General features: G+C 68.1%; 13 protein-coding genes. 12 read left to right on the top strand and 1 reads right to left on the bottom strand.

Annotated elements, in window-relative coordinates; translation table 11 throughout:
- Positions 1–11: 11 nt before the first annotated feature.
- The 10 genes from OLX23_RS16785 to OLX23_RS16830 are packed head-to-tail and all read left to right on the top strand — an operon-like array spanning position 12 to position 9,045.
- Positions 12–1,175: an amine dehydrogenase large subunit gene (locus OLX23_RS16785; RefSeq protein ID WP_264446166.1), complete on the top strand. Its 1,164-nt coding sequence runs from the start codon at positions 12–14 to the stop codon at positions 1,173–1,175.
- Positions 1,172–1,660, top strand: a complete 489-nt coding sequence (locus OLX23_RS16790) for a MauE/DoxX family redox-associated membrane protein (protein WP_264446167.1) — start codon at positions 1,172–1,174, stop codon at positions 1,658–1,660. Before OLX23_RS16785 ends, OLX23_RS16790 begins: the two co-directional genes overlap by 4 nt.
- Positions 1,657–2,247 carry a thioredoxin fold domain-containing protein gene (locus OLX23_RS16795; RefSeq protein WP_264446168.1) on the top strand — a complete coding sequence of 197 codons (591 nt, stop codon included), beginning with the start codon at positions 1,657–1,659 and terminating at the stop codon, positions 2,245–2,247. The genes OLX23_RS16790 and OLX23_RS16795 overlap by 4 nt, the downstream gene beginning before the upstream one ends.
- Positions 2,248–2,249: 2 nt before the next feature.
- Entirely contained in the window at positions 2,250–2,804 is a 555-nt protein-coding gene (locus tag OLX23_RS16800) for a methylamine dehydrogenase light chain (RefSeq protein WP_264446169.1), read from the top strand.
- A gap of 11 nt (positions 2,805–2,815) precedes the next feature.
- Positions 2,816–3,274 (top strand): c-type cytochrome, encoded by a 459-nt coding sequence (locus OLX23_RS16805; RefSeq protein WP_264446170.1) that lies wholly within the window; start codon positions 2,816–2,818, stop codon positions 3,272–3,274.
- An 11-nt stretch (positions 3,275–3,285) separates the two neighbouring features.
- On the top strand, positions 3,286–3,750 hold the full coding sequence (locus tag OLX23_RS16810; RefSeq protein WP_264446171.1) for a cytochrome c: 465 nt from the start codon (positions 3,286–3,288) through the stop codon (positions 3,748–3,750).
- A 38-nt stretch (positions 3,751–3,788) separates the two neighbouring features.
- Entirely contained in the window at positions 3,789–5,636 is a 1,848-nt protein-coding gene (locus tag OLX23_RS16815; RefSeq protein WP_264446172.1) for a TonB-dependent receptor domain-containing protein, read from the top strand.
- A 27-nt stretch (positions 5,637–5,663) separates the two neighbouring features.
- Positions 5,664–5,990 carry a hypothetical protein gene (locus OLX23_RS25825; protein WP_264446173.1) on the top strand — a complete coding sequence of 109 codons (327 nt, stop codon included), beginning with the start codon at positions 5,664–5,666 and terminating at the stop codon, positions 5,988–5,990.
- A 26-nt stretch (positions 5,991–6,016) separates the two neighbouring features.
- Positions 6,017–7,420 (top strand): aldehyde dehydrogenase family protein, encoded by a 1,404-nt coding sequence (locus OLX23_RS16825; protein ID WP_264446174.1) that lies wholly within the window; start codon positions 6,017–6,019, stop codon positions 7,418–7,420.
- A complete protein-coding gene (locus OLX23_RS16830) occupies positions 7,417–9,045 on the top strand; it encodes an AMP-binding protein (protein WP_264446175.1) in 1,629 nt (542 codons plus the stop codon). The genes OLX23_RS16825 and OLX23_RS16830 overlap by 4 nt, the downstream gene beginning before the upstream one ends.
- Before the next feature lie 6 nt (positions 9,046–9,051).
- Here OLX23_RS16830 and OLX23_RS16835 read toward each other — a convergent pair whose 3' ends face one another.
- Positions 9,052–9,963 carry a LysR family transcriptional regulator gene (locus tag OLX23_RS16835; protein ID WP_264446176.1) on the bottom strand — a complete coding sequence of 304 codons (912 nt, stop codon included), beginning with the start codon at positions 9,961–9,963 and terminating at the stop codon, positions 9,052–9,054.
- Positions 9,964–10,063: 100 nt separating this feature from the next.
- On the opposite strand from OLX23_RS16835, the gene OLX23_RS16840 reads away from it, so the two are divergent.
- The gene (locus OLX23_RS16840; RefSeq protein WP_319641329.1) at positions 10,064–11,224 is read left to right on the top strand and encodes an acyl-CoA dehydrogenase family protein; all 1,161 of its coding nucleotides are present in this window, start codon (positions 10,064–10,066) and stop codon (positions 11,222–11,224) included.
- Between the two features lie 10 nt (positions 11,225–11,234).
- Positions 11,235–12,005: a thioesterase family protein gene (locus tag OLX23_RS16845; protein ID WP_264446177.1), complete on the top strand. Its 771-nt coding sequence runs from the start codon at positions 11,235–11,237 to the stop codon at positions 12,003–12,005.
- Positions 12,006–12,025: the final 20 nt, after the last annotated feature.

Raw genomic sequence — 12,025 nt, forward strand, 5'->3', positions numbered from 1 at the left:
AGGGGACATCCATGCGGACGACACTATCGTCGCTGGCTCTACTGCTCGTTTCCACGACGGCACCGGCATTCGCCAAGTCGGCGCCGCTGCCCGAGGAAGCTATTCCCAGCGTCGCGACTTTGCCGGCGGACTATCCGGCATCCTGGCTACTGGTCCACGACTTCCACTTCAACGCGCTGCTCGATGGCCGTATTGCGATCGTCGACACGCAGAACGAGAAGCTGCCGCTCAAGGCGCAGGTCCGCGCGGCCCAGTTCGCCAACTATCTGCTGTCGCGCGGCAAGCGCGAGATCTACACGGCCGAGACGTTCTATTCGCGTCTCACTCGCGGCGAGCGGACCGATGCGATCACGATCTGGGACACGGCGACCTTGGAGCCCAAGGGCGAGATCGTCCTGCCTGGCGGCAAGCGCCAGCTCTCGGTCAGCTACACGGGCCTGTTCCAGTTCACCAATCGCGAGAAGTGGGCGCTGGTCGCCAATTTCACCCCCGCGCAGTCGATCACCGTGGTCGATCTCGATGGCCGCAAGGTGCTGAACGAGATCGACCTGCCGGGTTGCGCGCAGATCTATCCCACCGGCGACCGCGGCTTTGCCAGCCTCTGCGCCGACGGTTCGCTGATCAGCATGACGCTCGACGACAAGGGCGCGGTCGCCTCGTCGAAGACTTTCGAAGGCTTTCAGGACATCGACCGGCAACCGCTGTTCGGCATGCCCGCCCTGGTCGGCAAGACCGCCTGGTTCGTCAGTTATTACGGCCAGCTCCAGGCGGTCGACCTGTCCGGCGCCGTGGCCAAGCCTTTGCCCGCCAAGGCCTCGGTCGGGACGGCGGAGGGTGGGGCGCCCGAATGGCGGCCCGGCGGCTGGCAGGTGATCGCCAGCGACGCCAAGGGCCTGCTCTACGTGCTGATGAGCCCCAACGGCCGCGAGGGCAGCCACAAGGACGGTGGTACCGAGGTCTGGGTGGTCGATCCCGTGGCCAACAAGCGCCTGCGCCGCATCGACCTCGGCGGTCTGGCCGGCTCGATCACGGTGACGCGCGAGGCGGCGCCGCGGCTGGTGGTCTCGCGGCCCGATGCCAAGGTCGACGTCTTCGACGCGCAGAGCGGCCAGCTCGTTCGCCATCTCGGCGCGAACGTGGGGGCCAATCCGATCCTGCTGGTGCCCGCGCAATGATGGCGCCGGTCACGCTCTTCCTCGCGCTGCTGCTCGCGGTGTCGGCTGGTCACAAGCTGGTCGATCGCGCGCGGCTGGCGCCGGTCGCGGCCCGCCTGACCGGCGCGCCGGCACCGCTCGGCCCCGTGCTGCTGCTCGCCGCCGCCGCGGTCGAGGCACTCGCGGCGCTCTCGCTGCTCGCCGCGCCCGCGCCGGTCGGCGGCGCGCTCGCGGCGGCGCTGTGGACGACCTATGCCCTGGCGCTCTGGCGCCGCCGCGGCGAACGGCTCGATTGTGGCTGCGATCTCGTCCGGCGCGAGCGCCCGGTCGCTGCGGCCGCGATCCTGCGTCCCGCTGCACTGGCAGCGCTCTCGCTCGTCCAGCTTGCCATGCCCGGTCCGGTCTGGACCGCCGAAGCGCCCTTCGCCGCGCTCGCGCTGTTGGCGCTGTGGTTCGCCGCTGCCGAACTTTCTGCTCTTCCCCAATTCGTGAGGAACAAGCCATGATGCTGACGTCGCAGATCCTCCTATGGGTGGCCGTGGTCGTGCTCGCCCTGCTCGTTGCGGCGCTGGCCCGCCAGGTCGGCATCCTGCACGAGCGTATCGCCCCCGCCGGTGCGCTGACGCTGCACCAGAACGTCGCCGTGGGCGAGGTGCCGACCGCGCTCGAGCTCAAGGCCGTGGGCGGAGGCAGCGTCACCGTCGGCGGCCCGCGCGGTCGCAGCCAGCTGGTGTTCTTCGCCGCACCCGACTGCCCGATGTGCAAGAGCCTGCTGCCGGTCCTGCGGTCCTCCGCCAAGGCCGAGGCCGACTGGCTCGACGTGGTGGTCGCGGGTGACGGCAACGAGGCCGCCTATCGCGCCATGGCCGACCAGCACGGGCTGGGCGATCTGCCGATGGTCCTGTCCGAAGCGCTCGGCCGCTCGTTCGGGGTGTCTAAGCTGCCCTACGCCGTACTGCTCGACCAGGACGGCCGCCTGGCCTCGCTCGGCCTCGTCAACAGCCGCGAACATCTCGAAAGCCTGTTCGAAGCCAAGGAGCGCGGCGTCGCCTCGATCCAGGACTTCCTCGCGCGCCGCAGCGGGAGCCTCTGACCATGGCCGACTTCGATCGCTGGACCGAAAAGCTCTCGCGCGGGCTCGCCCGCGGCACCTCGCGCCGTTCCTCGCTGGCTTGGCTCGGTGCCTTGGCCACCGGCGCGGCGGTAATCCCGGCGCTGCCCGTGGCGCGCGCCGCCACCCCGGCACCGAGCGGCGGTGACAAGCGCCCGCCGGTCATGTCGAGCAACCCCCAGGATCCCGGCGACGCGACGACCTGCGAATACTGGCGCTACTGCGCGATCGACGGCTTCCTCTGCACCTGCTGCGGCGGCACGGTGAACACCTGCCCGCCGGGCACCGAGATGTCGCCGATCACCTGGATCGGCACCTGCACGAACCCCGCCGACGGCCGTGCCTATGTGATCAGCTACAACGACTGCTGCGGCGTCTCGTCCTGCGGACAGTGCCTGTGCAACCGCAACGAGGGTGATCGCCCGCAGGTCCGCCCCCAGGCCAACAACGACTACAACTGGTGCCTGGGGACGCAGAGCAGCATCTACAATTGCTCGGTCGCGGCGATCGTCGGCGTCGCGCTGGAGGATGCGAAGTGAGCCGGGGGCCGATGCTGTCGGCCGCCCTGAGCCTGGGGCTGGGCCTTTCCCTCACGGCCGCGGGATCCCCCGCCTTCGCGGCTGGCCCGGCCCCAAACGGCGCGCAGATCTATACGCGCTGCGCCGCCTGTCACACCGCCACGGGCCGCGGCGTCCCCGGCGCCTTCCCACCGCTCGGCGCGGATTTTCGCAGCCAGGCGACCACGCCTGCGGGGCGCCGCTATCTGTCGCTGACGGTGATCAAGGGGCTGATGGGGCCGCTGACCGTCGAGGGCCGGACCTATCGCGGCATGATGCCGGCGCAAGGTGGGCTCGACGATGCCGCGGTGGCGGCCGTGCTCAACCACGTCGGCACCGTCATCGCGCGGGTCGGCCCGCCGTTCCGCGCCTTCACCCCCGCCGAGGTCGCGGCGGCGCGGGCCAGCGGCGCGAAATTGACCGCCGCCGACGTCGCCAAGCTCCACCCCTAGGCCATACCACGATGAAGCGCCTCGCCCCCCTTGCTCTTGCCGCCGCATTGGTGCCGCTGGCAGCTTGGGGGAATGCCGGCGATGCGGCAAACCCGCCATTGGCGATGACCGGCGTGCCCGATCCGGCGCAGGCGCGGATCGACTACATGCTCAAGTGCCAGGGCTGCCACCGCCCCGACGGCACCGGCGACATGGCGAGCACGCCGCCGCTCAAGGGCATGGTCGCGCGCTTCCTCCAGGTCGAAGGCGGACGCGAATTCGTCGGCCGGGTGCCCGGCGTGGCGATGACCGATCTCGGCGACCGCCGGCTCGCGCAGTTGCTCAACTGGACCTTGCACCGCTTCGATGCCCGCCACGTCCCGGCGGGCTTCCGACCATATACCGAGGCGGAGATCGGCGCGCTGCGCCGCGATCCGCTGCGGCTCGACCGAGCGCCGACAAGAGCGCGCCTCATTGCACGCATGAGGGATGACTGACGGCAAACACACCGCACACAGGGAAGGGCAGAACGATAATGTCGAACGTCAAAATGCGGATCTGGGCATTGCCCAATCTCGCCATCGCCGCCGCGCTCTTCGCCAGCCCGGCCTGGGCGCAGGCGGAAACCGAGGCCGGTGCGGGCGATGAGATTGTCGTCACCGCCGCCAAGCGTGCCGAGAACCTGCAATCGGTGCCGATCTCGATCTCGGCGATCGGCGGTGATGCGCTCGAACGCGCGCGCGTGACCAATGTCGACGATCTGGTCACCAAGGTCGCCAACCTGCAGCTGACCTCGATCGTCGGCGACAACACGCCGATCTTCGCGCTGCGCGGCGTGTCGATGTCCGACTACAGCCTCAACCAGTCGAGCCCGGTCGCGACCTATTACGACGAGGTCTACAAGGGCAACTTCGCCTTCCTCGGCGTGTCGATGTTCGATCTCGAACGCGTCGAGGTACTGCGCGGGCCGCAAGGTACGCTCTACGGCAAGAACACCACGGGTGGCGCGGTCAACCTGATCGCGCGCAAGGCCAAGCTGGGCGAGACCAGCGGCTATTTCAACGCGGGCTACGGCAATTACAACCGGATCGACGTCAACGGCGCGATCAACCTGCCGCTGGGCGACAAGGCGGCGCTGCGCCTCGCGGGCGTCTTCGCCAATGCCGATGGCTGGTTCAAGAACGTCGTGCCGGGCAAGGCCGATCTCGCCAGCGTGCGCGAATGGGCGCTGCGCGGCACACTCTATGTCGAGCCGACCGACGGCCTGCGCATGACCCTGCGCGGCTCCTACAGCCGGCAGACGCCGCGCAACTACGGCATCTATGCGCAGCCCGAGGCGGTGAACAGGCCGGGCTTGGGCAAGTGGGAGATCGCCGCCAACATCGACGATCGCCGCCTGGCGGAAACCTGGTCGGTCGCGCTGACCACCGACATCGACGTGGCCGACTGGCTGACCCTGACCAGCATCACCTCCTACGACGACGGCAAGCTTTCGTTCTATGAGGATACCGACGGCATCGCCGGGCAGACGCTCGAAATCCCCTACTACGACAAGGCCAGCCAGTTTGCGCAGGACCTGCGCCTGACCAGCGACACCGGCGGCCCGTTCGATTTCATCCTCGGCGTCTATTACAACCGCGAGAAGGTCTTCAACCGCACCACCTTCGAGATCGGCAAGGACGTCGATTCCGACGGACTGCCCGGCATCACCGCGAATGACTGCGCGGTCGGCTTCCCGCTCGGCTGCCTGTTCAACAACCGGTTCACCCAGATCAAGAAGAGCTTCGCGGTCTACACCGATCTCAAATACGTGGTGTCCGATGCGGTGACCCTGCGCGGCGGCCTGCGCTATACCAACGACCGCGGCCGGCAGAGCGACTTCGAGGCCAATGCCTTCGGCGTCGATGGCGTGCTCGTCACCAACCTGATCCCGAATTCGGAGCTGCGCTACAAGACCGACAATCTCTCGGGAAAGATCGGCATCGACCTCAAGTTCGCCGACAACGACCTGCTCTATGCCAACGTGTCGAAAGGCTATCGCGCGCCGAGCTTCAACGCCCAGGCCTTCTTCGATCCTTCCGAGCTTTCGGTGGCCAAGCCCGAGAAGGTCACGGCCTACGAGGTCGGCGCCAAGCTCCAGTTCGCCGGGCGCTCGATCACGCTCAACATGGCGGGCTTCTATTACGACTATCGCAACCAGCAGTTCATCAACGTCGATCCGGCGACGGCGGCGCAGACCCTGCTCAACATCGACAAGTCGCGGATCTACGGCGGCGAAGCCGAGCTCTCGATCCGCGCGAGCGACATGCTGTCGCTGCGCGGGGGCCTGGGCGTGCTCTCGACCAAGATCCTGCGCGGCACGGTCAGCGGCGTCAACGTCTAGGGCAACCGCCTGTCGAACGCGCCGAGCGTGACCTTCAACCTGGGCGCCGACCTCACCCTGTTCGACAACGACAGCGGCCGGCTCTCGTTCCACCCCGACATGGCCTACCAGTCGAGCCAGTTCTTCGAAGTGCTCAACGTGCCCCGGCTGCGCCAGAGCAGCTATGCCATCGTCGGCGCCCATCTCGACTTCGAGACCGCGGACGGACGCTGGAACGCTTCGGTCTGGGGCAAGAACCTGACCAACAAGTTCTACTTCACCTCGCGCGTCGATCTGCTGGCGGGCTTCGGGCTCGACTACAACCACATCGGCAACCCGCGCACCTACGGCGTCACCGTGGGCACCAAGTTCTGAAGAACGAAAACGAAGGGCTGAGGATCATGACCGAGTACCGACTGCTGATCGGCGGCGAACTCGTCGCGGGCGACGCGACCCTCGAGGTCGTCAATCCCGCGACGGGGCAGCCCTTCGTCACGGTGCCGCGCGCCTCGCCGCGCCAGGCCGAGGCCGCGATCGCCGCGGCCAAGGCGGCGCTGCCGGGCTGGGGCGCGACGCCGATCGACGAACGGCGCGCGCGGATCGTCGCGCTCGCCGATGCCGTCGCCGCCAATGCCGATGCGCTGGCGCGCAGCCTGACCCTCGAACAGGGCAAGCCGCTGCCCGAGGCCCAGGGCGAGGTCGCCTGGACCGAAGGCTACCTGCGCCACTACGCCACGCTCGACCTGCCCGACCGGGTGATCCAGGACGACGACCAGGGCTACATCGCGGTCCGGCACAAGCCGCTGGGCGTGGTCGTCGGTATCATCGCCTGGAACTTCCCGCTGCTCGTCGCCTGCTGGAAGATCGGCCCGGCCGTGCTCGCGGGCAATGCCATCGTGCTCAAGCCCGCGCCGACCACACCGGTCACCGCGCTCAAGCTCGGCGAGCTCTGCCGCGAGATATTCCCCGCGGGCGTGGTCAACATCATCACCGATGCCAACGACCTCGGCGCCCATCTGACCTCGCATCCCGACGTCGCCAAGATCGGCTTCACCGGCTCGACCGGTACGGGCAAGGCGATCGTCGCCAATGCCGCCAGCGGGCTCAAGCGCGTGACCCTGGAACTCGGCGGCAACGATCCGGCGATCGTGCTCGACGACGTCGACATCAAGGCGACGGCCAAGGCGATTTTCGGCAATGCCTTCCTCAACGCCGGCCAGGTTTGCCTCGCGGTCAAGCGCGCCTACGTCCACGAGGACATCTACGACGCGATGTGCGAGGAACTGGCGCGGCTGGCGCAGGAGGCGGTGGTCGGCGACGGGCTCGAGCAGGGCACGTCGATCGGCCCGATCCAGAACCGCGCGCAGTTCGAGAAGGTCCAGGGTTTCCTCGAGACCGCGCGGCGCGACGGCAAGGTGATCGCCGGCGGTCAGGTGCTCGATCGCGACGGCTTCTTCATCGCGCCCACCATCGTGCGCGACGTCACCGATGGTGATAGGATCGTCGACGAGGAGCAGTTCGGCCCGATCCTGCCGGTGATTTCCTATGCCGACATCGACGACGTCGTCATGCGCGCCAATGCCAGCGAATATGGTCTCGGCGGTTCGGTCTGGGGCAGGGACGTCGAGCGCGCGGCGGCGATCGCCGGGCGGATCGAGAGCGGCCAGGTCTGGGTCAACCAGCACATCGCGATCGGTCCGCATATCCCCATGGCGGGCTTCAAGAACTCGGGCCTCGGCGTCGAGCAATCGGTCGAAGGCCTGGCCGAATATACGCAGACGCAAGTGGTGAACATCGCCCGATGATCGAGACCAGCCACGCCGCCGGGCCGACCGAAACGCCGCTTCTGGAGATCACGATCGGCGAAGCGCTGCAGGCGGCGGCGCGGCAGTGGGGGCCGAACCCCGCGCTCGTCTCGCGCCACCAGGGGCTGCGCTATACCTGGGCCGAACTCGATGCCGAGGTCGATCGCGTGGCCTGCGGCCTGCTCGACCGGGGCGTCGGCAAGGGCGACCGCGTCGGCATATGGGCGCCGAACTGCGCCGAATGGACGGTGATCCAGTTCGCCACGGCCAAGATCGGTGCGATCCTCGTCAACATCAATCCGGCCTACCGCACCTCCGAGGTCGACTATGCGCTCAACAAGGTCGGCTGCTCGGTGCTCGTCATCGCGAGCGCGTTCAAGTCCAGCGACTATATCGCCATGCTGCGCGAACTGGGACCCGAGAGGCTGCCACAACTGCGGCTGATGGTCGCGCTGGGCGAGGGCGAGCACGAAGGTTTCCTGCCCTGGGCGGCGCTGCGTGCGCCGGTCGATCGTGCGCGGCTCGACGCCGTCGCCGCAACGCTCGACCGCAACGATGCGATCAACATCCAGTTCACCAGCGGCACCACGGGCTTCCCCAAAGGCGCGACGCTGACCCACCGCAACATCCTCAACAACGGCTATTTCGCCGGGCGGCTGATCGGCGTCGGGCCAGACGATGCGATCTGCATACCGGTACCGCTCTACCACTGCTTCGGCATGGTGCTGGGCAACCTGGCTTCGCTGACCAGCGGCGCGGCGATGGTCTATCCGGGCGAGGCCTACGATCCCGGACTGGCGCTCGAAGCGGTCCAGGCCGAGCGTTGCACCGCGCTCTACGGCGTGCCGACGATGTTCATCACGATCCTCAACCGGCCCGACCTGGCCGACTACGACGTCTCGACTCTGCGCACCGGGATCATGGCCGGCGCGACCTGCCCGGTGGCGACGATGCAGGCGGTGATCGACAAGCTCAACATGCGCGAGGTGACGATCGGCTACGGCATGACCGAGACCAGCCCGCTGACCACTCAGACCGCGACCGACGATCCGCTGGCGGAGCGCGTCGGCACGGTCGGCCGCGTCCACCCGCATGCCGAGGCCAAGGTGATCGGCCCCGACGGCGCGACCCTGCCGATCGGCGAACAGGGCGAATACTGCTCGCGCGGCTATGCGGTGATGCTCGGCTACTGGAACGATCCCGACAAGACCGCCGAGGCGATCGATGCCGAGGGCTGGATGCATTCGGGCGATCTCGCGACGATCGACGCCGCCGGCTACGTCCGCATCACCGGCCGGATCAAGGACATGATCATCCGCGGCGGCGAGAACATCTACCCGCGCGAGATCGAGGAATACCTGCTCACCCATCCGGCGGTGGCCGATGCCCAGGTCTTCGGCGTCGCCGACGAGAAATACGGCGAAGAGGTCTGCGCCTGGGTCATTGCCAAGCCCGGTGTGGTGCTCTCGGGCGAGGAGATCATCGCCCACTGCAAGGGCCGCATCGCCCACTACAAGGTGCCGCGCTACGTCCGCGTGGTCGAGGCCTTCGCGATGACGGTCACGGGCAAGGCGCAGAAGTTCGAGATGCGCAAGGTGATGGAGGTCGAACTCGGGGTGGGGTAAGGCTTTTCAAGCCTCTATCACGATGTGCGGCCGCTCGCCGACGATGCGTCCGACGCGATCCAGCGACACGAGCAGGCGCTCCCGTATCTGCGCCACCGCTCGCCCGAATGGCGCCTGGGCTTCGGCCAGCCAGTCGGGCTCGGCGCGAAAGCCGATCGTCCGGCGCAGATCGTAGCCCGCCACCACGATCGGCTTCGTCCCTGGGCCGCGCAGCGACAGCGGCGCGGTGGTCATGCCGAGCCCCGCGGCGACCATGCGGATGCAGCGCTCGTCGCTGTCGCTGCGCAAGGCGAAGCGCGGGCGGACGTCGTGGCGAGTGAAGAAGCGGCTGGTTTCGTCGAGGCTCTCGCAGCCGCGGCGCAGGATCATGACTTCGGCCGCGAGATCTTCGGGGCGGACCGGGCTGGCGAGGTCTCGATCCTGCGGCACCAGCATGACGAAAGGCTCGTCGAGCAGCGGCACCACATGGCTCGTGTCCGCGCCGATCACGCCGAGCGCGAGATGGATGCGATGGCTGGCCAGCGCCGCGCGCAGCTCGGAATCGGTGCCTTCGATCAGTTCGATCGAGAATTCCGCGGCGAGCGCGGCCACCACCGTTTCGAGCAGTTCGGCGGAAATCGAGCGGATCACCCCGAGCTTGAGCTGCGGCCAGTCGTCGCCTTCGCCGCGGCCGAAGGCGTCAGCCTGGCGGAAGCCGCGCTCGAGATCGCGTGCGATCGGCAGGAAATGCGCGCCGGCGTCGGTCAGTCCGATCCGCTTGCGCGTGCGCACGAAAAGCTGCGTCTGGACCAGCCGTTCGAGCTCGGCGATCCCGAGCGACAGTGTCGGTTGGGTCACGCGGATGCGGTGCGCGGCCTGGGTGAAGCTGCCGGTTTCGACCACGGCCAGGAAATGGCGAATGTGCGACCGCTTTATCATAGATTTTTTCTATACTGATGCCGTCGCCGTTTCAATTTTCTTCGGATGCGGCAGATGCGTATGATGCCGTTCGACCCGCGAGACAGCGAGAGGATGGCACATGCGCGCGACCCCCGACTTCGACTTCGGCCTGCCCGAAAGCGCCCAGATGATCCGCGAAGCCACCGCGCGCTTCGCCGACGAGCGGATCGCGCCGCTCGCCGCCAAGGTCGATGCCGAGGACTGGTTCCCGCGCGAGCTCTGGCCGGCGATGGGCGAGCTGGGCCTGCACGGCATCACCGTCGAGGAAGACCAGGGCGGGCTCGGACTCGGTTATCTCGACCACGTCATCGCGGTCGAGGAGGTCAGCCGCGCTTCGGCCTCGGTCGGGCTCAGCTACGGCGCCCACTCGAACCTCTGCGTCAACCAGATCCGCCGCTGGGGCACGCCCGAGCAGAAGGCGAAGTACCTGCCCAAGCTGATCTCGGGCGAGCACGTCGGCAGCCTCGCCATGTCCGAGGCCGGCGCCGGTTCGGACGTCGTCTCGATGAAGCTCAAGGCCGAGGCGGTCGCGGGCGGCTTCCGGCTCAACGGCACCAAGTTCTGGATCACCAACGGCACCTATGCCGATACCCTGGTGGTCTATGCGAAGACGGGCGAAGGCTCGAAAGGCATCACCGCCTTCCTCATCGAGAAGGACTTTGCGGGCTTCTCGATCGGCCAGAAGATCGACAAGCTGGGCATGCGCGGCTCGCCGACGGCCGAGCTCGTGTTCGACGACTGCTTCGTGCCCGAGAGCCAGATCATGGGGCCGCTCAATGGCGGCGTCGGTGTGCTGATGAGCGGGCTCGACTACGAGCGCGTCGTCCTCGCCGGGCTCCAGCTCGGTATCATGCAGTCGTGCCTCGACACGGTCATCCCCTTCGTCCGCGAGCGCAAGCAGTTCGGCAAGGCGATCGGCACCTTCCAGCTGATGCAGGCCAAGGTCGCCGACATGTACGTCGCGCTGCAATCGGCGCGCGCTTACACCTATGCCGTCGCGCGCAGTTGCGACGCCGGCCAGACCACGCGCTTCGACGCGGCGGGTGCGATCCTGCTGGCCAGCGAAAGCGCCTTCCGCGTCGCGGGCGAGGCGGTCCAGGCATTGGGCGGCGCCGGCTATACCAAGGACTGGCCGGTCGAGCGCTACCTGCGCGACGCCAAGCTGCTCGACATCGGCGCGGGCACCAACGAGATCCGCCGCATGCTGATCGGTCGCGAACTGATCGGCGCCGGGGCTTAGGACGCGCGCGATGTTCTATTTCGAACGCCTGGGACCCAGCAGCTTCCGCGCCTCCGAGCATGTCGGCGGCGCCTGGAATCCGGCCGAACAGCACATCGCGCCGGCGCTGGGCCTGATCGCCCACGCCATCGAGCGCGATCATGCTGCCCGGCGCGACGACCGACTGCGGCTCGTGCGCCTGTCCTACGACATCCTCGGCACCCTGCCGATCGACGTCGTCGAGGTCGAGGTCTCGGTGCTGCGGCCGGGGCGGACGATCGAGCTGGTCGAGGCGCGCCTGGCCCATGGCGGCCGCACCGCCGTGGTCGCGCGCGCCTGGTTGCTTCAGGCCTTCGACACGGGGGCCTTCGCGGGCACGGCCTTCCCGGCGATCCCGTCGCTGGAATCGATGGCGCCGTGGCAAGTCGGCGAGACCTGGCCCGGCGGCTTCGTGCGCAGCGTCGACGTTCGCCGCACCCCCTTGGCGAAAGGCCGCGCGGCGTCCTGGGTGCGCAGCGACCTCGCGCTCGTCGCCGGCGAGGCGGTCAGCACGATCGCGCAGGCCCTGACCATCGTCGATATCGCCAACGGCCTGGCTCCGCGAGAAGCGGTCAATGCGGTGGCCTTTCCCAACGTCGACCTGACCGTTCACCTTTTCGCCGAGCCGCAAGGCCCCTGGCTGGGCTTCGATACGACCGTGTCGTTCGGCACCGAGGGCATCGGCCTGACCAACAGCACGCTGCACGACCGCACGGGTCCGATCGGCGTGGTGTCGCAATGCCTGACCATACGGGCGCGGTAGTCGAAGCCCGAAGCGCAGCG

This window comes from Novosphingobium sp. JCM 18896 (assembly GCF_025938095.1).
Classification (GTDB): domain Bacteria; phylum Pseudomonadota; class Alphaproteobacteria; order Sphingomonadales; family Sphingomonadaceae; genus Novosphingobium.